Consider the following 22,229-nt stretch of genomic DNA (forward strand, 5'->3'; position numbering starts at 1 on the left):
CCTCCCACACTTAAATGTATTCACAGTTCAAATGTGGGAGGGGGCTTGCCCCCGATGAGGCCACCACAAACACTGCAAATCTAACTACCGCAACCCCTCCCTGAACTGCCCCGGCGTCACCCCCGTCCATCGCTTGAACGCCCGGTTGAAACTGCTGGTATCGGCAAACCCCAGCAAATGACTGATCTCGGCCAATGAACACTGCGGGTCGCGCAGGTGCAACAGCGCCAGGTTCTGTCGGCATTCATTGAGCAGCGCATCAAACCGACAGCCTTCATCCGCCAGGTGCCGCTGCAGGCTGCGCAAGCTCAGATGCAGCGCCTGGGCGATCCGCTCCGCACCGGGTTCGCCGTCGGGCAGTTGCGCCTCGATGGCGGCGCGCACCTTGCGCTCCCAGGTCAGCGGCTGCAGTTGCGCCAGGGTGCGCTTGAGCACGGTTTCATTGTGTTCGGCCAACTCCGGGTTGGCATCGTCCAGGTGGCTGTCGAAGTCGTGGGCGGCGAACTCCAGACGGTCTTCCTCGGCGCCAAAGAACACCGGCGCGCGAAACACCCTGTGCCAGGGCGCGGGGTCGACCGGTGCCGGGCGCCGCAGGTAAACCGCCAGCGGTGCATAGTCGCGCCCTAGGCGGTTGCGGCAGGTACGCACATAGATCGCCGCGAACGCATCGATGGCTTCCGGCGCCGGCGCCGGGCTGCCGTCGGGTTGCAGCAGGCGAAAACGGTAGCCGTCGCCATGACGGCTCAACTCAAGGCTCAAGGCATCACTGACCACCTGGTGATAGCGCACGATGCGCTCGAACACTTCGCGCAGGCTGCCGCTGGCCACCAGCGCGTAACCCAATGCATGAAAGGTGGTGGGACTGACGAATCGCGACACCCGCAAGCCAATCGCCGGATCGCCGCTGGCCTGCACCGCCAGCGCCCACAGGCGCGTGGTGGCCGACAGCGGGTAGCGCGCGTTCGGGTCGTCCATCAGCAGCGGGTCGAGGCCGGCCTCGAGGCACAGCGCGGCGCTGTCGAGGCCCAAGGCATCGAGTTGCTTGCGCAGGGCGCGGGTCCAACTGGCGAGGGAGGTGGGTTCGGTCATGGCGATTGGCGCTTGCGGTCAACAGGTTGGCGTGCGGGGCTAGCGGCCTGCGCCAGGGTTGGGTGCAGGATGCAGGCATCACTCCACAAGAGAATGGAAGCATGGACCGTACTTGTGCAAGCCCCCGGCAGATGAACGCGCAACAGCGCTCGGCGCATATCCGTGAAGTGGTGCTGGCCGAGGGCGCGCGCCTGCGCCGGCGGTACCCCTGGCTGCTGCATCAGGACGCGCTGGGCGCGGGCATCCTGGCGTTCGCGCTGGTCGGCATGCTGGGCTCGGCAACGCTCTACATCACCGGCCATATGGCCTGGTGGGTGTGCTTGCTGCTCAATGCCTTCTTTGCCTCACTCACCCATGAGCTGGAACACGACCTGATCCACAGCATGTACTTTCGCAAGCAGCGCGTGCCCCACAACCTGATGATGGGCCTGGTGTGGCTGGCGCGGCCGAGCACGATCAACCCGTGGATTCGCCGGCACCTGCACCTCAATCATCACAAGGTCTCCGGCACCGAGGCCGATATGGAGGAGCGTGCGATCACCAACGGCGAGCCCTGGGGCATCGCGCGCTTGCTGATGGTGGGCGACAACATGATGTCGGCCATGATCCGCCTGTTGCGCGCCAGGACCTGGCCGCACCGGTTCAGCATCCTCAAGCGCGTGTTGCTGGTGTACGCCCCCCTGGCGTTGCTGCATTGGGGCGCGTGGTACGTCTTTCTCGGCTTTCATGCCGCCAATGGCATCGCCGGCCTGCTGGGCATGCCCATCGAGTGGTCAGCCGGCACCTTGCAAATGATGCAGGTGATCGACATCGCGGCGGTGGTGATCATCGGCCCCAACGTGCTGCGCACGTTTTGCCTGCACTTCGTCAGCTCCAACATGCACTACTACGGCGATGTGGAGCCGGGCAATGTGATCCAGCAGACCCAGGTGCTCAATCCCTGGTGGATGTGGCCGTTGCAGGCGTTCTGTTTCAATTTCGGCAGCACCCACGGCATTCACCATTTTGTGGTGAAGGAGCCGTTCTACATCCGCCAGATGACCGCCAGGGTGGCGCACCAGGTCATGGCCGAGATGGGCGTGCGTTTCAATGATCTGGGTACCTTTGCGCGGGCCAATCGGTTTGAACGCCAGGCGCAACCGGACAGCGAACTCGCGTTCAGCAAGCAATGAACGCCAGCGGCAGGTCGCGGATCTGTTCGCGCACCGGCGGCTGGTAGTGGTCGTCGCTGATCAGTTCATGCAGCAGCTCTTCGCGCAGTTGGTGGAACTCGAAACTGCTGCGCTGGCGCGGATGGGGCAGGGCGATTTCGACGACCTGCTTGATCCGCCCCGGTCGGGGCTCCATCACCACCACACGGTCGGCGAGGAAAATCGCCTCCTCCACATCGTGGGTCACCAGCACCGTTGTGATTCTGGCGCGGGCGCGAATCGCCAGCAGTTCGTCCTGCATCTGCTGGCGGGTCAGTGCATCCAGCGCGCCGAAGGGCTCGTCCAGCAGCAGAATCCGTGGGCTGGCTACCAGGCCGCGGGCGATCGCCACCCGTTGCGCCATGCCGCCGGAGAGTTGATGGGGATAGGCGCGGGTGAAGTCGGTAAGGCCCACCAGCTCGATAAACTCGCCAATGCGTCGGCTGCGCTCGGCCTCGCTCAAGGGCTCATTGACCAGGCCCAGGCCGATGTTCTGCGCCACCGTCAGCCAGGGGAACAAGCGGTGTTCCTGGAACACGATGCCGCGTTCGCCACCGATGCCGTTCACGGGCTTGCCATCGACCTGGATCTGCCCGCGAAACTGCGTATCCAGCCCCACCAGCAAGCGTAAAAGCGTGGACTTGCCGCAGCCGCTCGAACCGACAATCGCGACAAATTCACCCTCGGCGATCTCCAGGTTGAATTCGCGGATAGCTTCCAGTTCGACGTCATCCACATCGAAGGACTTGCCCACATGGTTGAAGCTGACAATCGGTGCGTTCATGCGTGTCTCCAGCCGGTGGCGCGGGTTTCAAGGCGTTGGCCGATAAGGTTGAGGGTCGCGCCGGTGAGACCGACCAGCAGCATGCCGCTCATGATCAAATCCATGCGCAGCAGCTGTTGGGCGCCGATCATCAGGCTGCCGATGCCGCCATTGGACGGCATGAAATATTCCGCGCCGATGGTGCCCAGCCAGGCGTAGATCAGGCTCAGGCGCAGCCCGGCGAAAATGCCCGCCGCCGCGCCGGGCAGTATCAGGCGGCGCAGCCGTTGGAACAGGTTCAGGCGCAGCACCTGCGCGGCTTCGCTCAGTTGCGGTGACAGGGTCAACACGCTGCGCTGGGTGGCGATAAACAGCGGGAAAAACGCCGCCAGGCCAATGAACACCCACTTGGCCAATTCCCCCAGGCCAAACCAGGCCGTGAGCAGCGGCACCCAGGCGAAGATTGCGATCTGACGCAACGCCGCCAGGGTAGGGCCGAGCACCCGCTCGCTGCGCGGTGACAAGCCCAGCCACAAACCCATGGCAAACCCCAGGCTGCCGCCCAGTACCAGGCCGCCCAGGGTGCGCCCCAGGCTTTTGCCCAGCGCGCCCGACAGCGTGCCATCCACGACGCCCGTGGCGGTTGTCTGCAGCACCGTCCATGGGCTCACCAGGATATTTGCGTCGACCCAGCCGTGTTGCGTCGCCACCTGCCACAACGCCAGCAACCCCAGCGGCAGCAGCCACGGCTGCAGGCGCTGCCAACCCTGGTAACGCGGGCCGCGTCGGATGTGCGCCGTGGCCGGATGCGGCCAGTGCACCCATTTGCGATCCAGCCAGCCGACGCCACGGTCCATCACCACGCCCAGCACGCCGATGACCACGATGCACACAAAGACAATATCGAGCATGAACAACTGGCGTGCCCACACCATCAGGTAGCCGATGCCTTCACTGGAGGCCAGCAACTCCACCGCCAGCAGCGACGTCCAACCGGCCGCGAGGGCCAGGCGCACACCGGCCATGAACGCCGGCAGTGCCGCAGGCAGGATCAGCCGGCGGATCAGCAGGTGGGTGGGCAGGCGCAGCACGCGGGCCGCCTCACGCAACTGTGGCTGCGCATCGCGCACGCCGACCAGCGTATGCAGGGTCACAGGCACCACAATGGCTTTGACCAGCACCACCAGTTTCAGGGTTTCGCCGATGCCGAAAAACACCATGAACAACGGAATCCACGCCAGGGTCGGCACTTGCGCCAATGCGCTGAAGGTAGGAAACACCAGGCGCTCGGCGCGTGCGCTGAAGCCCAGCCAGGCGCCGAGCAAAGCGCCGGCGCCGATACCCGCCAGCAAGCCCCAGACCAGGCGCTGCACACTGATCGCGAGATGGCTCCACAGCTCGCCGCCCGCCAGTTCCACCGCGCTGCTCCACACCAGTGCAGGCGGCGGCAGGATTTGCTCGCTCATCCACTGATTGCGGCTGGCCAGCCACCACCAGGCAAACAGCGTCAGCGGCAACAGCCAGGGGCTGAGCGCCGGCCAGCGCAATGTGGGCGTTGTCAGAGGCGGGCTCAACCGTGCGGTTCGGGCCATCGAGGACCTCCCTTTGGTTATGTGATTTCGATCTTACAAAAACGCAATCAAGATGATTGTGAGATAAGAAAGGTCATTTAAAGCCCGTGCCCCGCACGCATCCAATGCATTCGAAGAATATTTTCCATGCTGTTTATGCATAGTCCGCTGCAGCCTAGGGTTTGCCTCATATAGTCCAAAAGGTTATTAAAGTGTGAATTTATAGTATTTAAAGTTTTTGTCGGCCTGTGCCTACTTTCAGCTCCCCAGGCGACCGCCGCCCACCAGGAGCTGCCCTTATGAAACTGCCTTTCAAACGTCTGATCACGCTGTTCGCCGGTACCGCACTGGCGGGTCTGGTGCACGCCGCCGAACTCAAGGAGATCCGCATCGCCGTGCCCGACCTCAGCGCCGGAAGCCAACACAGCGGTGGCGGCATTACCGATGTATTGCGCCAACAGCAGATCTTCGAAAAAGCCTTTGCCGACCAGGGCATCACGATTCAGTGGAATTACTTCAAGGGCGCGGGCCCGGTGATCAACGAAGCCTTCGCCAATGGCCAGGTGGACCTCGCTTATCTCGGCGACCTGGCGGCCATCATCGGCCGTTCCAATGGCCTGGATACCCGCTTGCTCAGCGCCACGGCGCGGGACATCAAGCAGTACCTGGGCGTGGTGCCGGGCTCGGGCATCAAGACCCTGCACGACCTCAAGGGCAAGCGCGTCGCGGTGTTTCGCGGCACGGCCAGCCAGTTGTCATTTGACAGCGCATTGGCCAGTCAGGGCTTGAGTGAAAAAGACCTGAAAGTCATCAACCTGGATTTCAACGCGGCCGGTGCGGCGTTGGCCGCCAAGCAGATCGACGCGACCTGGGGCGGCTCGAACCTCACGGCGCTGCAAGCCAAGGGGCTGGCCGACATCGCCCTGACCACCAAGGACCTCGGCGGCGCCGGCAGCATCCAGGCGGTGCTGGTGGGCAGCAAAGAGTTTGTCGACGGGCATCCCGACGCGGTGGCCACGTTGCTCAAGGCCCAGCAGCAGGCGGTGCAATGGTTGACCGATGACAACAACAAGCAGGCTTACATCGAACTGGTGTCGGGGCTGGCCAGCTATCCGCCGGTGATCCTGACCAAGGATTTGCAGGACCAGCAACTCAGCCGGATTTTCCCGGCGACATTGGATCCGGTGTTCCTGGGCAAATTGCAGGATGCGGTGGATCTGGCTTCCAGGGAGAAATTGATTCGCCGCTCGTTTCAGGTGAGTGAGTGGGTGGCGCCTGGGTTGGTGGCGGCGGGGCTTTGAGTCCGGTGGTGCCTGGGCTATAGCTATCGGGGGCTTGCCCCCGATGAGGCCTTCAGACCGCCACACTCACCTCCTGCCTGTCGACCTCCACCAACACCTCAATCATCGCTTTGGCCGCCGGCGACAACCGCGACCCGGTACGGCTGACAATCCCGCACCGCGCACTCATCGTCTCCATGTTCTGCGGCAGGTTGCGCCAGTGCAGCAGTACCAGCGCGCCGCTGGCGATGTCTTCGGCGAACGCTTCCTCGGTGCCCACGCCGATGGCGTTGGACTGCAGCACGATTTTCACCAGCGCCGGGAAGTGTTCGGTCTGGATGCTCGGCGAAAAATCCATACGCCCGCTCAGGTTCGCCAGCAGTTTGCGAATGCCCTGGGAGATCAGCGGCGCCGCCAGCGGGTAGTCGAACATGTCGTTGGTCGACAGGCTGTCCTTGGCCAGCAGCGGGTGCCCCGGGCGGCAGAAAAACACGCCGCGCTTGGCGGTCAGCGCACGGGTCTGGAAGTTCGGGTCGGCTTCGAACTGACGGATGTCGGCAATGAAGAATTCGATCTCCTCGCGGCTCAAGGCGCGGCTGAGTTTTTCCCAGTTATCCACTTGGAAACTGGTGCGGATTTTCGGGTGCGCGCCGATAAACCGCGCCACCGCATCCGGTACCAGCTTCACCGCCGGCGCCGGGCCGCAGCCGAAGCGCAGGTCGCCGGCATCGAGCTTGGTCATGCGCGTGACTTCACTGCTCAGCAAGGCGGCGCCATGCACCAGGCTCAGGGCGTGTTGCAACACCACCTGGCCTTCGGGTGTGGGGCGCAGGTCCTTGTGGCCACGGTCGACCAGCACGCAGCCGAACTCCTGTTCCAGCCCCTGGATACTGCGGCTGAACGCCGGTTGAGTGATGCCCATGGCGTCCGCCGCGCGTACGAAACTGCGGTGTTCGTTGAGGGCAATGAAGTAGCGCAGTTGACGCAGATCCATATGCATTCCCGGCATTTGAAAAATAGGTCGAAGGCATTTGCGAGCGACGCAGCTGAGGTTTTAAATGCAAGCTCTTATTCCGTCAATGAAGCATTCGTTCATTTGCTAGATCTAAAAAGCATATGAATAGAGCGTTGCCGACGAGCGTTCCACCATCCGCAGGCACATGAGGGTCACCACAATGAGCAACGCCGCACTAGCTGTTCAACCCATCGCCCAGGCGCTGGACATTCATCCGGTCGCCGGCCGCATCGGCGCCGAGATCCGTGGCATCAAACTGTCGGGGCATCTCGATGCCGCCACTGTCGACGCCATCCAGCACGCGCTGGTGCAGTACAAGGTGATCTTCTTTCGCCAACAGTCCCACCTCGACGACCAGAGCCAGGAGGCCTTTGCCCATCTGCTCGGCGAGCCGATTGCCCACCCGACCGTGCCGGTGCGTGACGGCACGCGTTTCCTGATGGAACTGGACGGCACGCGTGGCCAGCGCGCCAACTCCTGGCACACCGACGTGACCTTCGTTGATGCCTATCCGAAAGCTTCGATCCTGCGCTCCGTGCTGGCGCCGGCATCCGGTGGCGACACCGTGTGGGCCAACACCTCGGCGGCCTACAACGACCTCAGCGTCGAACTGCGCGCCCTGGCGGATAACCTCTGGGCGATCCACAGCAATGAGTACGACTACGCCGCGCTCAAGCCGGATGTGGCGGTGGAAAGGCTTGAGGAATACCGCAAGGTGTTCACCTCGACGGTGTACGAAACCGAGCATCCGGTGGTGCGCGTGCACCCGGTCAGTGGCGAGAAAACCCTGCTGCTGGGGCACTTCGTCAAGCGCCTCAAAGGCTATTCCCAGGCCGACTCGACGCAACTGTTCAACCTGTTGCAAAGCCACGTCACCCGCCTGGAAAACACCGTGCGCTGGCGCTGGAACAGTGGCGACGTGGCGATCTGGGACAACCGCGCCACCCAGCATTACGCGGTGGACGACTATGGCACCCAAGAGCGCATCGTGCGCCGGGTGACGCTCAAGGGCGATGTGCCAGTGGGCGTGCAGGGACAAACCAGCAAAACCACCAAAGGTCTCTAAGCCAGGTTGCAGATAAAAATGTGGGAGGGGGCTTGCCCCCGATGGCTGAGTGTCAGTCAACCTTTCAGTAGCTGACACACCGCCATCGGGGGCAAGCCCCCTCCCACAGTGATTTGCATCGTCTACCACACGCCGATCTGCACCACCTTCTCCGCCTCCGGCTCACCATAGCGAAACCACTGGCCGCGCACTTCAATCTCGGTGTGGCTGATGGTGGTTCGCCGCTTCAACCCGCGCAGCCAGTCGAACAGATAACCCAAATGCACCTCGCGCACCTCGGCGTAGGCCGGGTCGGCGCCCAGGTCGTGTACTTCCTGCGGGTCGTTGTGCAGGTCGAACAGCTGCGCGCGAAAGCCGTCATACGCCAGATATTTCCAGCGCTCGCTGCGCACCATGGTCATGCGGCAACGGTCGATCGGCTGGCCCAGGCGCTCGCGGGCGGGGGCCTGGAAAGCGTAGTCGTACTCGGCAATCGCATAGTGACGCCAAGGGGGCGCTTCACCGCGCAGCAGCGGGATCAGCGAGCGGCCTTCCAGGCGGTGCTCGGCAGCGGGCAGGCCCAGGGCGTCGAGGAAGGTCGGCAGTGCGTCGATGGTCTCCACCAGGCGCGCGTCCACCGAGCCGCGGCTGATATCGGCACTGGCACGCGGGTCGCGCACGATCAAGGGAATGCCCACCGCGGGCTCCAGCAGGAATTCCTTTTCGCCGAGGAAGTGATCGCCGAGGAAATCGCCGTGGTCGCTGGTGAACACAATCAGCGTGTCATCCCAGCGCCCGTTGCTCTGCAGGAAATCGAACAGCCGCCCGAGCTGGTCGTCGATCTGTTTGATCAGCCCCATGTAGGTCGGAATCACCGTGAGCCGCACCTCGTCGCGGGAGAAGTTCAGGCTCTCCTGGTGTTGACGAAACGCCTGGTACACCGGGTGATCGCTGCTGTGCGCCGGCTGAATCGGCGCCTGGATATGCTCGGCGCCATACAGCGCGTGGTACGGCGCCGGGGCGATGTAGGGCCAGTGCGGCTTGATGTAGGACAGATGCAGGCACCAGGGTTGTTCGGCCTGTTCCTGGATAAAGTCGATGGCGCGGTCGGTGGTGTAGACGGTTTCCGAGTGCTGCTCGGCAACCCGCGCCGGCAACCCGGCGTTGCGCATATGCCAGCCGCTGAGCACTTCGCCGTTTTCCCCTTGTGCGGCATTGGCCCATTCATGCCACGGGTTGCTGCCGCTGTAGCCTTGCTCGCGCAGGTAGTGGGTGTAGGGCGCGGACTCGCGTTTGTCCTCGAACAGCGGGCTGTCGGGGTAGATACCGTCGTGACGAAAATAGGTGTCGAAGCCCACTTCATTCAGCGGCTCCGCCTGGGCGCTTTCAGGGTCGATTTTCAAGCGCTGCAGGGCGTCCAGGTTCGGCGTGGCGTGGGTCTTGCCCGCCAATGCGGTGCGGATGCCGTGGGGGCGCAGGTAGTCGCCGATGGTCAGCTCTTCCAGGGGCAGCGGCACCGCATTCCACGCCACCTGATGGCTGCTGACATAGCGCCCGGTGTAGGCCGACATGCGCGATGGGCCACAGATTGTTCCCTGGGTGTAGGCACGGCTGAAACGCACGCCGGCTGCGGCGAGACGGTCGATATTCGGCGTGTGCAAATGGGCGTGGCCGTAGCACGACAGGTAATCGCGGCGTAGTTGGTCGCACATGATGTAGAGCACGTTGCGTACGAGTTTTGGTTCAGACATAGGGGTTCACCGGTCGGAGGACAGGAGCGTTTTTTCGCCGTTCGGGAGCATGCTGGCAAGTGCATTTGAGGTCTGGGTTTTATGCAGTGAATGCATGGGTGTGGCTACCGGCGTCATCGGGGGCAAGCCCCCTCCCACACTTGAAATGCATTCCAAATGTGGCCCCGATGGCGCCGGTTCACACAGCGATATTCTCCAGCGTGCAACTGTCTTCATCCAACTCATCTACCTCCTTGATCTGCTCAATCATCGCCTCCGCCAACGGCGACAGCCGATACCCCGCACGGCTGACAATCCCGTAGCGGGTGTAGCGCTCCTCCAGGTTTTCATCCAGCCCCTCGATCTTCAAACACACCAACTCGCCCCGGGCCATGTGCAGCACGTCGCTGTTGGCGCTGACGATGCCGATGGCGTCCGAGCGCAGTACCACACCCAGCAGGCTGTAGCCGTTTTCGCATTCAACGTTGGGCTGGTAATCCGGTCTTCCGCTGAGGTCGACGATGACTTTGCGCAGGTTCGGCGGACGGATGGTGACGGCCAGCGGGTAGCTCATCAGTTCGGCGGGGCTGACGCTTTCGCAGCCGGCGAGGGGGTGCCCGATGCGGCAGCAGAAATACCAGCGGCGTGGGCGCAGGCGGTGGGTGTGGTAGTCGGGGTTGGCTTCGAAGTGGCGGGTGTCGGCGACGAAAAACTCGAACGCTTCGCTGAGCAGGCGTTTGCTCAGGCTTTCCCAGTCGTCCACCTGAAACTGCACGCGGGCCTTGGGGTAGCGCCCGATAAAACTGCCGATGGCGCGGGGGATCAAGCCGCCGGCCGGGGCCGGGCCGCAACCGAAGCGCAACTCGCCGGCCTCCAGGCCGTTGAACTGGCTGATCTCATTGGCCAGTTGCTGCGCGCCGCCGACCAGGCGCCGGGCATGTTCGAGCAGTACCTGGCCCTGTTTGGTCGGCGCCAGGTCTTTGCGCCCACGGTCGACCAACTGGCACCCGGCGCTGTGTTCCAGGGCCTGGATACTGCGGCTGAAGGCCGATTGCGACAGGTTCACCGTCAAGGCCGCCGCGACGAAACTGCGGTGTTCGGCGAGGGCGATGAAGTGGCGAAGCTGGCGCAGGTCGATATGCATTTTTCACATCAAAAATATCCGGGAAATGCATTGGCTATGCATTAGGTCGACTCCTTATAAAGGCTATCTCTTATGCAGTAAATGTTCGTAAAAACATAAATAAATAACCTAAAGGAATATCTGGGGAAGGATATTCCTGGGTTCCGGAGCCGCTTATGAGTCTGTTCAAGCCCGTTGCACCCTTCAAGCGCCTGCCCCTGGCGATGCTGCTGGCGGGCAGTGCCAGCTGGACACCCGGCCATGCGGCCGAACCGGCGTCGGCGGGGGAGAACGCCAGTGGCCAGTTGGAAACCGTCACGGTCACCGCGCGGCGGCGCACCGAAAGCGCCCAGGCGGTGCCGACGCCCATGAGCGTGGTCGGCGGCCAGGCGCTGGAGAGCCAGCGGGTGTACCGGATTCAGGACCTGCAGCAACTGGTGCCCAGCGTCAACGTCGCTTATATGCATGCACGCCAGTCCAGCGTGTCGATTCGCGGCCTGGGCAACAACCCGGCCAGCGATGGCCTGGAGGGCAGCGTGGGGTTGTATATCGATAACGTCTACCTCGGGCGCCCCGGCATGGCGGTGTTCGACCTGATGGACATCGAGCAGCTTGAGGTATTGCGCGGTCCGCAGGGCACCTTGTTCGGCAAGAACACCACGGCGGGGGTGATCAATATCAGCACCCGCGCGCCGAGTTTCACCCCGGAGCGCAGTATCGAAACCTCGCTGGGCGAGGACGGTTATTTCCAGACCAAGGGCACGATTTCCGGGCCGCTTACCGATGAATTGGCCGGGCGTTTTTCGGCCTATCGCACGCGCAGCGACGGCGACATCAAGAATGAACATGACGGACACGACCTCAATGGCGGTTCGCGCCAGGGCTTTCGCGGGCAACTGCTGTACAAGCCCAATGAGGCCTTCAACCTGCGCTGGATCGGCGACTACAACGAGGAGGATTCCAGCGCCGGCACGCGCGTGCTCTACAGCACCGGGCCGACCATCAACGGCACCAACCTCTATCAGCCCCGGGCCAACGCTGCGGGCGCGACCCTGGTCGATGGCACCCACCGCAAGGTCAACCTGGACAGCGACCAGCGCGTCACCGTGTTCCAGGGCGGTACCTCGCTGGAAGCCAACTGGACCTTGCCGAGCGACTTCACCCTGACGTCGGTCAGCGCCTATCGCTGGTGGAATTTCACCCCGCGCAACGATGACGGCCTTAACGTGCCGGCCTCGTATAACGGCGGCGTATCGGTGGAGGACAAGCAGTGGTCCCAGGAATTTCGCCTGGCTTCACCCCAGGGCGGGTTTTTCGATTACGTGCTCGGCGCCTACTACTTCGGCTCTGACCTGGATAACAAGTCCTTCGCCTATTACGGCCCCCAGGCCGACATCTGGAACGGCACGCCGAGCGGCGCGTTGAACAACGTAAGCAGCATCGGCAACGGGCATATCCGCACCGACAGTTTTGCGCTGTTCGCCCAAGGCACCTGGCACCTGACCGAACGCCTGGATTTCACCGCCGGCCTGCGCGGCACCTACGAAGAAAAAAGTGCCTGGGTGACACGCAATGCCCCGCTGGGCGGCGCTGCGGTCACCGGCGCTGCTGCCACGGCGCGGCGCGGGCGCACCGGGGCGTATGACTCGGGTGACCTGACGCAGTACAGCGCCACCCCGTCGGGGCTGCTCAACCTCAGTTATCACTTCAATGACAACCTGCTGGGCTACGCCACGCTGTCCCACGGCGAGAAGTCCGGCGGCGTCAACCTGGCGGTGGGCTCGGCGCCGACGGCGGGGGCCGACTCGCTGTTGATCGGCACCGAGCGCGCCAACAATGCCGAGTTGGGTTTCAAGAGCACGTTGTGGGATCGACGCCTGCAGCTCAATGCCAACCTGTTCTGGACCCAGGTCAATGGCTACCAGACCAACGCCTATGACCAGGACAACCGCGTGCAGTACCTCACCAACGCCGGCTCGGTGCGCTCGCGGGGGGTGGAAGTGGAGAGTACGCTGGTGCCGATCAAGGGCCTGACCCTGAATATCAATGGCTCCTTCAACGACGTCAGTTACCTGTCCTACAAGGACGCGCCATGCCCGCCGGAAGTCAGCCTGCGCCCCGGTGCGCCGGCGTCCTGCGACCTGACCGGCCACCAAGTGGTGGGCGCATCGAAATGGATCGCCAACGCCAACGGTGAGTACACGTGGAACCTGGATAACGGCTTCGAACCCTACGTCACTGCCAGCTATGCGTTCCGCTCCAAGGCAGTGGGCACAGTGGAAGATTCCGACTACGGGCAGATCCCGGCCTATGCGCTGGTCAACCTCTCCACCGGCCTGCGCGGCAATTACGAGCAGGGCCAGTGGGACGTGTCGCTGTGGCTGAAAAACGCTTTCGACAAAACCTACTACAGCACCCTGTGGACCGGCGCCAACGGCGGTTACGAGGGCCTGCTGGGAACGCCGCGCACCCTAGGCGTGACTGGGCGCTACGACTTCTAGCCCAGTGCGATAGGTGGCCGGACTGAACACCCGCGTCACCAGCAGCATCGCCAGCGCAGTCAATGTCAGCACGATCCAGGCGCTGACAAAGTTGCCGGTCAGTTCGCGCAGCCAGCCGGTCAGCCACGGCGAAATGGCGTTGATCAAAAAACCCACGCCTTGGACGAAGGCGGCCAGTTGCCCGGCATGGCGTGGGTCGCGGTGGTGGTCGAGGGTCAGCAGCAGACTCAATGCAAAGCACGCCCCCAGGCCGAAGCCGCACAAGGCCACCCACACGTGGGGTAGGGCCTGCGGCGCGATGATCAGACCGAGGTAGCCGAGGGTTTGCGCCACCAGGCTGATGCCGAGCAGCGGGCGGCGGTCGATGCCGCGTTGCGCCAATACCGGCATCAGCAGCGCGGCGATCACCTGGAAGATGGTCATGAACGCCAGCAGCGAGCCGCTGGGCAGCACGCCCCACCCCAGTTGCTGATAGTAGGCGGGCAGCCAGGCCACCAGGCTCATATAGCCGCAATTGACCAGGCCGAAATACAGCGCAAGCAACCACGCCCGACGGTTGCGCAAACCTTTGAAGGCGGGCGCCACGTGTGGATTCCTGGCGGCGCCCAGCGGCAGCCACGTCCATAGCAACAAGGCTGCGAGCGCCGGTAACAGCCACACACCCAATCCGGCCTGCCACTGCTGGAAGTGTGTCGCCACCACCGGGCTGAGCAGCGCCGCCAGGCCGCCGCCGGCCATGAGTGAGGCGGAATAAACGCCCATCGCCACCGGCACGCGCTGATGAAACTCGCGCTTGATCATCGCCGGCAACAGCGCCTGGATCAATGCCACACCCGCGCCGCCGAGCAACGCAGTAACCAGCAGCGCCGATGCCTGGCCCATCAGCCAGCGCGCCAGGCACGCCAGCAGAATCATCACCAGGCCCAGGGCGATACCGCGCCGTTCACCGAGCCGCGCTTCCACGCGCACGCCCACCAGCGCCACCAGGCCCATGCAGATCACCGGCAGGCTGGTCAGCAGGGCGCTGCTCTGGAAGCTCAGGCCGGTGGCCTGGCGAATCTCGCCGAGCAACGGGCTGATGGAACTGAGGATCGGCCGCAGGTTGAGGCCGAGCACCACCAGCAGGCTCCAGCCTGCAAGGGACTTATTGAGGATCATGCAGCGCCTATGCACCGGTTAAATGTGGCGTGAGTATCGCCAGCGCCCCGGGTATTCTGAAATTAAATATAACCATGCCAATCAGTGGCAAAGAGAATGACCATGTTCGATCCGGTATTACTGCGCAGCTTCGTCTGCGTGGTCGATTGCGGCAATTTCACCCGCGCCGCCGAGCGCCTGCACTTGACCCAATCCACCGTCAGCCAGCAGATCCGCCGCCTGGAAGTTGCCGTGGCTTGCCAGTTGCTGGATCGCGACCAACGCCGTGTCGTCGCCACTGCCGAAGGCGAGCGCTTGCTGGCCTATGCGCGACGCATCCTGGCGCTGCATGAAGAAGCCGCTGATGTGTTGATCAACCAGCAAAGCGACGGCGTGTTGCGCCTGGGCGTGCCGGAAGATTTTGCGGCGCAGCGGCTGATGCCGTTGCTGTCGGCGTTTGTGCTGGCCTATCCACGGGTGCGCCTGGAGGTCACCAGCGGCCTGGGCCCCGAGTTGCAGCGCCAATACCGCAGCGGTGAGTTCGACGTGCTGCTGGTCAAGCAGATGGGCAGCAGCGATGACTGCCTGGCCTCCTGGCCCGAGCCGCTGTGCTGGGTGGACAGCCGCAGCACGCCGTGCCTGGGACGCGACCCGTTGCCACTGGTGGCGTTTCCCGTTGGCGGTCTGTACCGCAATGAAATGCTGCACCACCTTGAAGTGGGCGGCTGGCGCTGGCGCATCGGCTATTCCAGCGCGAGCCTGGCCAGCGTGTGCTCGGCCGTGGCGGCGGGGTTGGGCGTGAGCCTGTTGCCGCTGAGGGTGGTGCAGGCCGGGCATGTGGTGTTGGGCGCAGAGAGCGGTTTGCCCGTGGTGCAAGGCGTGCGCCTGGCGTTGTATGCCCGTAGCGGCCTGAGTGCGGCGGGGCAGTGCTTACAGGCTGAATTGTTCGATTTGTGCGCAAACAGCCCGGTTGAGCCATGCCTCTACTGAATATTTTGCATGCCTGAAACGCATTGAAAAACGCTGCCTCGGCGCCAGGCCGCACAGACCGTGGCTTTGACGCATGAGCCGCCTGCATTTATTCAAATAAAGCATAAGCATAACTTTAAAGATTACTTTAAGAGATAAGCGCCCAGCCCGATGATTCAACCTTGGACGGCCTGCCACGCAGGTTCGTCGGTTTTTTGGTTTGAAGACCGTAGGGAGTGAATCAATGGGCAATGTCCAGACCGCCGCCCGTGCCACTGAGGCGCAAGGGCGCCTGGCACCGAGCGGTGAGTTGGTCGACCTTGGCCGGCCGCATCGTGCGCCGTTGGGGCAGTTGCGCCTGCAGCAGACCCCCAAGCGGTTTTCCAGCCGGCGCGAAGGCATTCTGTTGGGCTTGTTGGTGCTGGCCTTGCACGGCGCGGTGATCTACTGGGTGAGCCAGAAGCCCACCCCGGTGCTGCCGGTGGTGCCGCCGGAAATCCCGCCGATGACCATCGACTTTTCCCGGCCGGCGCCGCCGGTGGTTGAACCGCCGCCGCCAGTACCGCCGCCACCTCCCGTGGTCGAGCCACCGCCGCCGTTGGTGGATGAGTTGGCCGCCAAGCCGGCGCCGCCGAAACCGCTGGTCAAGCCCAAACCCAAACCGGTGCCCAAGCCTGAGCCCAAGCCGGTACCCAAGGCCGTCGAACAACCGCCCGCGCCACCCGTGCCGGCGCCCCCGGCAGCGGTTGCACCACCCGCGCCGGCGCCGGTAACGCCCGCTTCGGCCAATGCCGCGTACCTGAAGAACCCGGCGCCGGAATACCCGTCACTGGCTCAGCGGCGGGGTTGGGAGGGCACCGTGTTGCTGCGGGTACACGTATTGGCCAGCGGCAAACCCGGTGAGATCCAGCTGCAGAAAAGCAGCGGTCGCCAGCAACTCGATGACGCCGCATTGGCCGCGGTGAAGCGTTGGAGCTTCGTGCCGGCCAAGCAGGGTGAAGTGGCCCAGGACGGCTGGGTCAGCGTACCGATCGATTTCAAGATTCATTAATTATTCAGCGGCACAGAGGGAAAACATCATGGCTTTGGCATCTCCACTTGAATCCATCGAAAGCGCAGTGATCTGGTTGCTGGTGGTCTTTTCAGTCGCCACCTGGGGCTTGGCATTGTTGAAGGGTGTGCAGTTCGGACGCCTCAAGTCTCAGGATCGCAAATTTCACAAACAGTTCTGGGCCGCATCGAGCCTCGACGCCGCCGCCGAGCTGGCCGATACCCAACCGGGCGCGGCAGCCCGGGTAGCCCGGGCCGGGTATGCCGCGATCCAGGTTGGCGATAGCCAGCACGCGGCGGACCTGAGCCAGGCCATCAATCACCAGGACCGCCTCGAGCGGGCCTTGCGCCAGCAGATCGTGCGTGAGCGCCGCTCCCTGGAGACCGGCCTGGCGGTGGTTGCCAGTATCGGCAGCACCTCGCCGTTTATCGGCCTGTTCGGCACCGTGTGGGGCATTATGGAAGCGCTCAAGGGCATCAGCGCCGCCGGTTCAGCCAGCCTGGAAACCGTGGCGGGGCCGATTGGTGCCGCATTGGTCGCGACGGGCGTGGGGATCGCCGTCGCGGTGCCGGCAGTGCTGGTCTACAACTATTTCCTGCGCCGCCTGAAGCTGACGGCTGCCGACCTGGATGACTTTGCCCACGACTTCTACAGCCTCGCGCAAAAGAATGCCTTCCGCGTGCTGCTGCACCCGGCGCTGAGCAAAGCTGGCGCCGGCAGCCCGCAGAAAGTGAAGGAGGCGTCCTGACATGGCCTTCTCCACCCAAGACAGCGATGAGGTGCTCAGCGAGATCAATGTCACGCCGCTGGTGGACGTGATGCTGGTGCTGCTGGTGGTGTTTATCGTCACCGCGCCGCTATTGACCAACTCCATCCCGATCAACCTGCCCAAGACCGAGGCCGTGGCCCCGGTCGAGCAGAAAGACCCGCTGGTGGTGAGCATCGACGGTGGCGGCAAGCTGTTTATCAACAAGGACGAAATCCAGCCGGACCTGCTGGAACTCAACCTGCAGGCGGCCAAGGCCAAGGACCCCGATGTGCGGGTGCAACTGCAGGCTGACGATGGCGTGAACTACGGCGAAGTGGCGCGAGCCATGGCGTCTATCGAGCGCGCGGGGATTACCAGGCTGTCGGTGATAACCGCACGTTAGTTGCACAAAAGCCTCGACGATTTTTGGGCCGTTTCCTTGGCAGGGTGCGGCCTTTTTTTATGTATGGCCGATGAGGCAAAAATGTGGGAGGGGGCTTGCCCCCGATAGCGGTGTATCAGTATCAGATGTGCTGACTGACAGAATGCTATCGGGGGCAAGCCCCCTCCCACATTTTGATTGCATGCGGATCTGAGATTTTGGTTATTAATAAATAGCTTCTTATTCCTTAACGAATATAAACCGCGTCCCTATACTGATCAGCAACGTTAAACGCTGCAGGAGGGCACACCCATGCACAGCGAGTCGATTCGTTACCTGATCGTGCCGGGCTGGCAAGGATCGCCAGAAGAACATTGGCAAAGTCACTGGCAGAACAGCCTGCCCAACAGTGCGCGCGTGGAGCAGGATGATTGGCTGACCCCGCGCCGCGAAGACTGGGTGGCCGCGTTGGCCGAGGCCATTGCCGCCGACAGCACGCCGGTGATCCTGATCGCCCATAGCCTGGGTTGCATCACCGTGGCGCACTGGGCAGCCACCGCGCCTGTGCAGTGCCTGCGCCAGGTGCGCGGAGCCTTGCTGGTGGCCCCGGCGGATGTCGAACGTCCGGCCTGCGCGCCCGCCCTGCGCAACTTTGCGCCGATTCCTACCGACCTGTTGCCGTTTCCCAGCCAGGTGGTCAGTTCCGACAACGACAGTGCGGTCAGTGCGCCACGGGCGTTGGAGCTGGCGCGCCAGTGGGGCGCCGAAGCCGGCATATTGTCAGGCGCCGGGCATATCAATGTGAAGTCCGGCCACCAGCGCTGGGAACAGGGTTTCGCCTACCTCTATCGCCTGCAAAATCGCCTTGAGCATCACGCGCGGCGCCGTGCATAACCTATTTCAACGCCCCGTCCCTTAAGTGGATGGGGCGGGAGCCTGCCATGAGTCTGCATGAAACCTACGGCCAGCCGTTGCTGACCTTTCCCGACGCCGAAAAAAGCCCGCTGAGCATCCGCGCCAAAGCGTTGGTGTTCGTCGACCCACGTTCGCGGCAGCTGCGCGAAGACCTGGAAAATCTGGCACCGCGTGCGTTGCCCGTGCTGATTCGTGGCGAGACCGGGAGCGGCAAGGAGCTGCTGGCGCGGCATATCCACCGGGGCAGTGATCGCACCGGCTTGTTTGTCTCGGTCAACTGCGGCGCGATAAGCCCGACCTACGCCGACGCGGAACTGTTCGGTTACGCCGCCGGCAGCCACAGCGGCACGGCGAGCAGCCGGGCCGGGTGGTTCGGTTCGGCCAATGGCGGCACCTTGTATCTGGATGAGATTGGCGACTTGCCGTTGCCGATCCAGGTCAAATTGCTCGCCGCCCTGGAAAATCACGAAGTCACCCGCGTCGGCGCCCAGCAGCCAAGCCCGGTGGACGTGCGGCTGGTGGCCGCCACCAGCATCGATCTGGCCCAGGCGGTGGCGGCGGGCAAGTTTCATGAGCGCCTGTTTCACTATTTGAGCGAAGGTCAATTGGACCTGCCGGCGCTGCGCGAGCGGGTCGGCGACATCCTGTCCCTGGCCGAATACTTCCTGGGCATCTACAGCCAGCGCCTGGACCTGCCGGTGCCGCTGATCAGCGACGCCGCCCAACGCGTGCTGGAGCACCACAGCTGGCCGGGCAATACCCGCGAGCTGGAAAACGTCATTCACTTTGCGCTGTTGGTGAGCAGCGGCGACGAGATTCTGCCGGAGCATTTGAACCTGCCCAGCGCCGGCTCGCCGTTGGAGCAAGTGCGGCGGATTTTCGCGAGCGCCAGCCCTGCGGAACGGGAGACGCTGCGAAAATTCGTGTATGAGCAAAATGGAATATCAACGTGAATAAAAGATATTGTTCGGGAATAAAAAATCTAGGTATTGTCCACTCCACGCCGCGATAGCACTTCGCTGGCACCTCACATAAAAACGGTCGTTAGAAGGACATTGCATGAAAAAGGTTCTGTTGTTTACCGCACTGGCGGCTGCCCTGACGGCCAGCTTCGCCCAGGCCAACGAAAAACTGGTGGTGGCCGCCACCCCGATCCCGCATGCGGAGATCCTCGAGCTGATCAAGCCGACCCTGGCCAAAGAGGGCGTGGACCTGGAAATCAAAGTCTTTACCGACTACGTACAACCCAATACGCAGGTTGCCGAAAAACGCCTGGATGCCAATTACTTCCAGACTCTGCCGTACCTGGAAAACTTCAATAAGGGCAAAGGCACTAACTTGGTAACCGTGGTCGGCGTGCACGTCGAGCCCATCGGCGGCTACTCGAAAAAGATCAAGAAAATTGAAGACCTGAAAGACGGCGCCACCGTGGCCATCCCGAACGAAGGCTCCAACAGCGGCCGCGCCCTGCTGCTGCTGCAAAAGAACGGTCTGATTACCCTGAAAGACCCGACCAACGCGTTGTCCACGCCAAAGGACATCAAGGACAACCCGAAACACCTCAAATTCAAGGAGCTGGAATCGGCCCTGTTGCCACGCGTACTCGACCAGGTTGACCTGGACGTGATCAATACCAACTACGCGCTGGAAGCCGGCCTGAACCCGGCCAAGGACGCGCTGATCATCGAAGACGCCAAGTCGCCCTACGTGAACTTCCTGGTCGCTCGTCCGGACAACAAGGACAGCGACGCGATCCAGAAACTGTCCAAGGCGCTGACCAGCCCGGAAGTCAAAGCCTTCATCGAGAAAAAGTACAACGGCGCGGTCGTGCCGGCGTTCTGATGTAAGACAAAACCTCCTTCAAGGTTTCAACGCCGACGGCTACTGCAGCGTCGGCGTTTTTTATTGGTTAGATACAGTAAGTTGGCGTTTTTAATTCATTCGTAATGTACAAGGTTTTCGCGGCGCTACATTAAAGACTTTATTGGGTTTGATGCATAAATAAGTTCCAGTGATTTTATATTGGTTTGCTGGTGTGTATTTTTTAAAAAATCTTACATTTGTGATTTTGTGTTTTTATTTCTGTACGTGCACGCTCGTCGTTGAAGTAGGAACTAAAGCATGGAGGCACCATTAAGCTTTTCCGTTTTTGGAGCCAATATTTATGACTCAGAATGTCTCTTCGCATCAACCACTCACCACCCGGTCGAGCATGAGCCCAGTAGCGGCCCAGGCTCAGAACCCCAAGACCTTCGAGTCTGCGTACCCCTTGAGTGATTTCAAACCCATCCCGAACAATATCCACATGGTTTGGGTCGGCTCAGAACCAAGCGCCACACAGGATGAATACTTGCGTCAATGGGCAACCAAGAATCCCAAACATACAGTCACACTCTGGGTGGACTCCACTCAATTTGATGCCTATGCCACGAATAAGTCAGCGCAGGCAAAAGCGGAATCCGTTTATCCGGGATATCAGTCAGAACGACCAATCCGCGGTTTATTCAGCCAACTCAAAGTGACGACGCAACATCCCGGGCAGCGTAACGGGGCAGAGCAGGCGCAAGTGATTACCGAGTTGAACAAAGAGTTATCCTCCTCGGGTAACAAACAGCTGAAAGCGCTACTGCTGCCCGACGGTGGAAAAGTGACTCCTGCTAACGCTCGGCAGGTACTCAACGAGTTTGAGCGTTACGCGCAGCGTACTGACGAAAAATTTTATCAGGCTGAAGCTGTGATTTTGGACCAGACGACAAAATCCTGGGATCGTTACGCGAGTAACCCTGCGCGCGATATGGATAGGCTGACCAGTTTGCAGGAGCGATTTCGCGATCAAAAAAACGTAGAGGTTCGTGACTTAAGCAATCCTTCAGATATTCGATTACAAAATAAAGACGTGTATCAGCACGAGATTATCGGACGCAATGGCGGCTATGCCGCAGCCTCGGATGTGGCGCGTTATGAAATCGTCAATCGATACGCCGGCACCTATACGGACATTGATCTTGAGAGCGTGCAACCACTCGATGGCGCACTGCATGCCCATCCCGATTTGATGCTGGTCGGCATGGCTGAAGGTAAAAATGATGCGAAGGGCAGCGCCACACCCTATTTCGCCAACGCCCTATTTTCCAGTCACGCTCAGAGCGCAATGTTGTCCAGCCTGATTGACGATATCGGGGAAAAGTACCGTTCCATGAAGGGCAATGAGTACGGCGGTGATCGTTACTTCAGCCGCCCAAATAAAAGCACGATTGAAACCACCGGGCCCAATGCATTACGTGGGCACGTTGACAGGGTGATACAACAAGCCAAGGGCAGGCCGGATCTGGTACGTGACGACGCTCACTCTCTGGCTGATCGAATATGGGACAAGTCAAAGCCGCAGAATGAGGAATACTGGAAGCTCGTGGACTCTCATTTCAAATTCCCGGACAACTACGTCAACTTCGAGACGCAAGAGCAACAAAACAGCGCTACCAAAGCGATGGCCGGTGGCGCTCAGCAGCCCGCCGTGTTGAAGATGGGCTGAATAACGTAGGAGGCCTCGCCTGCCGGCGAGGCTTTTTTGTTGGCTCCGTTGATCCTCGCGCATGCTCAAACAATCTGCCCACGCAGGGTTAGGTTTTTGTGTGATATTAATATTCTATTTCGGTATTTAAATTTTACTTTTTATACCTTTAAAGTTCGCGCTACCCGACGTTATCCACGCCGGAACGG

At 61.8% G+C, this 22,229-nt stretch carries 19 protein-coding genes; 12 read left to right on the forward strand and 7 right to left on the reverse strand.

Annotated elements, in window-relative coordinates:
* Positions 1 to 84: 84 nt before the first annotated feature.
* The gene (locus TU82_RS22155) at positions 85 to 1,089 is read right to left on the reverse strand and encodes an AraC family transcriptional regulator (protein ID WP_057725355.1); all 1,005 of its coding nucleotides are present in this window, start codon (positions 1,087 to 1,089) and stop codon (positions 85 to 87) included.
* Between the two features lie 101 nt (positions 1,090 to 1,190).
* Between TU82_RS22155 and TU82_RS22160 the strand changes: the two genes are divergently transcribed.
* Complete coding sequence (locus TU82_RS22160) at positions 1,191 to 2,261, forward strand: fatty acid desaturase (protein ID WP_057725357.1); 1,071 nt, start codon at positions 1,191 to 1,193, stop codon at positions 2,259 to 2,261.
* On the opposite strand, the gene TU82_RS22165 is transcribed toward TU82_RS22160, so the two are convergent.
* Together TU82_RS22165 and TU82_RS22170 are read right to left on the reverse strand one after the other, a co-directional pair.
* Positions 2,248 to 3,063, reverse strand: coding sequence for an ABC transporter ATP-binding protein (locus tag TU82_RS22165; RefSeq protein ID WP_057725358.1), 816 nt, complete (start codon positions 3,061 to 3,063; stop codon positions 2,248 to 2,250). The two genes, TU82_RS22160 and TU82_RS22165, sit on opposite strands and share 14 nt — an antisense overlap.
* On the reverse strand, positions 3,060 to 4,634 hold the full coding sequence (locus TU82_RS22170) for an ABC transporter permease (RefSeq protein WP_057725359.1): 1,575 nt from the start codon (positions 4,632 to 4,634) through the stop codon (positions 3,060 to 3,062). Before TU82_RS22170 ends, TU82_RS22165 begins: the two co-directional genes overlap by 4 nt.
* Positions 4,635 to 4,912: 278 nt before the next feature.
* Between TU82_RS22170 and TU82_RS22175 the strand changes: the two genes are divergently transcribed.
* Positions 4,913 to 5,914: an ABC transporter substrate-binding protein gene (locus tag TU82_RS22175; protein ID WP_057725361.1), complete on the forward strand. Its 1,002-nt coding sequence runs from the start codon at positions 4,913 to 4,915 to the stop codon at positions 5,912 to 5,914.
* Between the two features lie 52 nt (positions 5,915 to 5,966).
* Here TU82_RS22175 and TU82_RS22180 read toward each other — a convergent pair whose 3' ends face one another.
* Complete coding sequence (locus TU82_RS22180) at positions 5,967 to 6,887, reverse strand: LysR family transcriptional regulator (protein WP_057725363.1); 921 nt, start codon at positions 6,885 to 6,887, stop codon at positions 5,967 to 5,969.
* Positions 6,888 to 7,068: 181 nt separating this feature from the next.
* Between TU82_RS22180 and TU82_RS22185 the strand changes: the two genes are divergently transcribed.
* The gene (locus TU82_RS22185; RefSeq protein ID WP_057725364.1) at positions 7,069 to 7,974 is read left to right on the forward strand and encodes a TauD/TfdA dioxygenase family protein; all 906 of its coding nucleotides are present in this window, start codon (positions 7,069 to 7,071) and stop codon (positions 7,972 to 7,974) included.
* A 122-nt stretch (positions 7,975 to 8,096) separates the two neighbouring features.
* Here TU82_RS22185 and TU82_RS22190 read toward each other — a convergent pair whose 3' ends face one another.
* Both TU82_RS22190 and TU82_RS22195 read right to left on the reverse strand, forming a co-directional pair.
* Positions 8,097 to 9,704, reverse strand: a complete 1,608-nt coding sequence (locus TU82_RS22190; protein WP_057725366.1) for an alkaline phosphatase family protein — start codon at positions 9,702 to 9,704, stop codon at positions 8,097 to 8,099.
* A 178-nt stretch (positions 9,705 to 9,882) separates the two neighbouring features.
* Positions 9,883 to 10,827 carry a LysR family transcriptional regulator gene (locus tag TU82_RS22195; protein ID WP_057725368.1) on the reverse strand — a complete coding sequence of 315 codons (945 nt, stop codon included), beginning with the start codon at positions 10,825 to 10,827 and terminating at the stop codon, positions 9,883 to 9,885.
* Between the two features lie 155 nt (positions 10,828 to 10,982).
* On the opposite strand from TU82_RS22195, the gene TU82_RS22200 reads away from it, so the two are divergent.
* On the forward strand, positions 10,983 to 13,307 hold the full coding sequence (locus TU82_RS22200; RefSeq protein ID WP_057725369.1) for a TonB-dependent receptor: 2,325 nt from the start codon (positions 10,983 to 10,985) through the stop codon (positions 13,305 to 13,307).
* On the opposite strand, the gene TU82_RS22205 is transcribed toward TU82_RS22200, so the two are convergent.
* On the reverse strand, positions 13,278 to 14,465 hold the full coding sequence (locus TU82_RS22205) for a CynX/NimT family MFS transporter (protein WP_057725371.1): 1,188 nt from the start codon (positions 14,463 to 14,465) through the stop codon (positions 13,278 to 13,280). The genes TU82_RS22200 and TU82_RS22205 overlap by 30 nt on opposite strands.
* 102 nt (positions 14,466 to 14,567) lie before the next feature.
* Between TU82_RS22205 and TU82_RS22210 the strand changes: the two genes are divergently transcribed.
* The 8 genes from TU82_RS22210 to TU82_RS22245 all read left to right on the forward strand — a co-directional run bounded on the left by TU82_RS22210 (position 14,568) and on the right by TU82_RS22245 (position 22,041).
* Complete coding sequence (locus TU82_RS22210; RefSeq protein ID WP_057725373.1) at positions 14,568 to 15,434, forward strand: LysR family transcriptional regulator; 867 nt, start codon at positions 14,568 to 14,570, stop codon at positions 15,432 to 15,434.
* 223 nt (positions 15,435 to 15,657) lie between these two features.
* On the forward strand, positions 15,658 to 16,464 hold the full coding sequence (locus TU82_RS22215; protein WP_057725375.1) for an energy transducer TonB: 807 nt from the start codon (positions 15,658 to 15,660) through the stop codon (positions 16,462 to 16,464).
* A gap of 25 nt (positions 16,465 to 16,489) precedes the next feature.
* The gene (locus TU82_RS22220; protein ID WP_124425562.1) at positions 16,490 to 17,212 is read left to right on the forward strand and encodes a MotA/TolQ/ExbB proton channel family protein; all 723 of its coding nucleotides are present in this window, start codon (positions 16,490 to 16,492) and stop codon (positions 17,210 to 17,212) included.
* A 1-nt stretch (position 17,213) separates the two neighbouring features.
* Positions 17,214 to 17,615 (forward strand): ExbD/TolR family protein, encoded by a 402-nt coding sequence (locus TU82_RS22225; protein WP_057725377.1) that lies wholly within the window; start codon positions 17,214 to 17,216, stop codon positions 17,613 to 17,615.
* Positions 17,616 to 17,906: 291 nt separating this feature from the next.
* Entirely contained in the window at positions 17,907 to 18,488 is a 582-nt protein-coding gene (locus TU82_RS22230) for an alpha/beta hydrolase (protein ID WP_057725379.1), read from the forward strand.
* Between the two features lie 47 nt (positions 18,489 to 18,535).
* Entirely contained in the window at positions 18,536 to 19,462 is a 927-nt protein-coding gene (locus TU82_RS22235; RefSeq protein ID WP_057725381.1) for a sigma 54-interacting transcriptional regulator, read from the forward strand.
* Positions 19,463 to 19,568: 106 nt separating this feature from the next.
* Positions 19,569 to 20,351, forward strand: a complete 783-nt coding sequence (locus tag TU82_RS22240) for a MetQ/NlpA family ABC transporter substrate-binding protein (protein WP_057725383.1) — start codon at positions 19,569 to 19,571, stop codon at positions 20,349 to 20,351.
* 322 nt (positions 20,352 to 20,673) lie between these two features.
* Entirely contained in the window at positions 20,674 to 22,041 is a 1,368-nt protein-coding gene (locus tag TU82_RS22245) for a TcdA/TcdB catalytic glycosyltransferase domain-containing protein (RefSeq protein WP_057725385.1), read from the forward strand.
* The last annotated feature ends 188 nt before the right edge of the window (positions 22,042 to 22,229 follow it).

The organism is Pseudomonas orientalis, assembly GCF_001439815.1.
GTDB classification, from domain to species: domain Bacteria; phylum Pseudomonadota; class Gammaproteobacteria; order Pseudomonadales; family Pseudomonadaceae; genus Aquipseudomonas; species Aquipseudomonas orientalis.

What these genes read in the sequence shown, in the direction of transcription:
- TU82_RS22155 (WP_057725355.1), bottom strand. Translation starts at nt 1,089, where the DNA reads ATGACCGAACCCACCTCCCTCGCCAGTTGGACCCGCGCCCTGCGCAAG.
- TU82_RS22160 (WP_057725357.1), top strand. Translation starts at nt 1,191, where the DNA reads ATGGACCGTACTTGTGCAAGCCCCCGGCAGATGAACGCGCAACAGCGC.
- TU82_RS22165 (WP_057725358.1), bottom strand. Translation starts at nt 3,063, where the DNA reads ATGAACGCACCGATTGTCAGCTTCAACCATGTGGGCAAGTCCTTCGAT.
- TU82_RS22170 (WP_057725359.1), bottom strand. Translation starts at nt 4,634, where the DNA reads ATGGCCCGAACCGCACGGTTGAGCCCGCCTCTGACAACGCCCACATTG.
- TU82_RS22175 (WP_057725361.1), top strand. Translation starts at nt 4,913, where the DNA reads ATGAAACTGCCTTTCAAACGTCTGATCACGCTGTTCGCCGGTACCGCA.
- TU82_RS22180 (WP_057725363.1), bottom strand. Translation starts at nt 6,887, where the DNA reads ATGGATCTGCGTCAACTGCGCTACTTCATTGCCCTCAACGAACACCGC.
- TU82_RS22185 (WP_057725364.1), top strand. Translation starts at nt 7,069, where the DNA reads ATGAGCAACGCCGCACTAGCTGTTCAACCCATCGCCCAGGCGCTGGAC.
- TU82_RS22190 (WP_057725366.1), bottom strand. Translation starts at nt 9,704, where the DNA reads ATGTCTGAACCAAAACTCGTACGCAACGTGCTCTACATCATGTGCGAC.
- TU82_RS22195 (WP_057725368.1), bottom strand. Translation starts at nt 10,827, where the DNA reads ATGCATATCGACCTGCGCCAGCTTCGCCACTTCATCGCCCTCGCCGAA.
- TU82_RS22200 (WP_057725369.1), top strand. Translation starts at nt 10,983, where the DNA reads ATGAGTCTGTTCAAGCCCGTTGCACCCTTCAAGCGCCTGCCCCTGGCG.
- TU82_RS22205 (WP_057725371.1), bottom strand. Translation starts at nt 14,465, where the DNA reads ATGATCCTCAATAAGTCCCTTGCAGGCTGGAGCCTGCTGGTGGTGCTC.
- TU82_RS22210 (WP_057725373.1), top strand. Translation starts at nt 14,568, where the DNA reads ATGTTCGATCCGGTATTACTGCGCAGCTTCGTCTGCGTGGTCGATTGC.
- TU82_RS22215 (WP_057725375.1), top strand. Translation starts at nt 15,658, where the DNA reads ATGGGCAATGTCCAGACCGCCGCCCGTGCCACTGAGGCGCAAGGGCGC.
- TU82_RS22225 (WP_057725377.1), top strand. Translation starts at nt 17,214, where the DNA reads ATGGCCTTCTCCACCCAAGACAGCGATGAGGTGCTCAGCGAGATCAAT.
- TU82_RS22230 (WP_057725379.1), top strand. Translation starts at nt 17,907, where the DNA reads ATGCACAGCGAGTCGATTCGTTACCTGATCGTGCCGGGCTGGCAAGGA.
- TU82_RS22235 (WP_057725381.1), top strand. Translation starts at nt 18,536, where the DNA reads ATGAGTCTGCATGAAACCTACGGCCAGCCGTTGCTGACCTTTCCCGAC.
- TU82_RS22240 (WP_057725383.1), top strand. Translation starts at nt 19,569, where the DNA reads ATGAAAAAGGTTCTGTTGTTTACCGCACTGGCGGCTGCCCTGACGGCC.
- TU82_RS22245 (WP_057725385.1), top strand. Translation starts at nt 20,674, where the DNA reads ATGACTCAGAATGTCTCTTCGCATCAACCACTCACCACCCGGTCGAGC.